Annotated in this window: 2 protein-coding genes; one reads left to right on the top strand and one right to left on the bottom strand. The window is 59.3% G+C overall.

Going from position 1 to position 1,044, the window contains the following annotated elements; all coding sequences use genetic code 11:
- Positions 1–488, top strand: a 488-nt coding sequence (locus NW856_RS10370) for a molybdenum cofactor biosynthesis protein MoaE (protein ID WP_414400155.1), incomplete at its 5' end; no start/stop codon positions are given.
- A gap of 6 nt (positions 489–494) precedes the next feature.
- Here NW856_RS10370 and ribF read toward each other — a convergent pair.
- Positions 495–1,044: riboflavin biosynthesis protein RibF (gene ribF, locus NW856_RS10365; protein WP_414400154.1), on the bottom strand; the 550-nt coding region annotated here is incomplete at its 5' end.

The raw sequence follows: 1,044 nt of genomic DNA, 5'->3' as shown, positions 1-1,044 counted from the left end.
TGAGCTTATTATTGACTAGAGTCATGCTCCTGACCGTCCTGAAGACTTCCTTCCAGATCACCCTGGCTCCCCTGTCCATCGACCGTGTCCACCAAGAGGCCTCCCATCCGGGCAATGGAGCTGTGGTGGTGATGAGCGGTACCGTTCGAGACAACACCAATGGCCGCCCTGTCGATTACCTGGAATACCAAGCCTACGAGCCCATGGCTCTGAAGGTCTTCGCCGATATTGCCCGACAAATTCAGCAGCGCTGGCCAGATGCCAACAGTGTGGTCATCCACCACCGCATCGGCAAGCTGCGCATTGGCGAGATCAGCGTCTTGGTGGCGGTGGGCACCCCTCATCGGGCCGAAGGGTTTGCTGCCTGCCAATTTGCCATCGACACCCTCAAGCACAACGCCCCCATCTGGAAAAAAGAATACTGGCGAGATGGCACCAGCGCCTGGGTGAGCCTTGGCGCTTGCGAGCTCTCTTCAGAAAGGAGGTAGATCTCTTTAGACCATACCCACTTGCTCGGCCAAGCCCAATTGCTGGCGGGCTGTTTGGCAATCTTGCTGAATTTGCTGAATCAAATCTGCCACCGTGGGAAATCTCCGCTCTGGGCGGATAAAGCCCCGTAGCGCCACCCGCACCTCTTGCCCGTAGAGATCTCCTGTCCAATCCAATAGATGCACCTCGACGGTGTGCTGTAAACCGGCAAACGTGGGCCGATGGCCAATGTTCATCACCCCAGGTAGAGCTGCCGCAGCAGCAGGCACATCCACCCAAACGCTGTACACCCCATCGCGGGGCAAAAACTTCTCCGGAGGCAAGCGGAGGTTGGCGGTGGGAAAGCCCAGTTGTCGGCCCCGCTGATCCCCTTGCACCACTTCTCCCGTTAGCCGGTAAGGACGACCCAAGAGCGCTTCGGCGGTGGACACCTCCCCAGTCGCCAAGGCAGCTCGAATGCGAGAGCTGCTCACCCGTTCCCCGTTCAGTTTCGCCTCCGGGATCACCTCCACCGGAATGCAGCGCTCGGATCCCCAAGCCTGGAGCGTTTGGGCG

This window comes from Synechococcus sp. R3-13 (assembly GCF_047462195.1).
Lineage (GTDB): Bacteria > Cyanobacteriota > Cyanobacteriia > Thermostichales > Thermostichaceae > Thermostichus.
The sequence above is the reverse complement of the archived record's forward strand: the minus strand, read 5'-3'. Positions and strand labels throughout refer to the sequence as shown.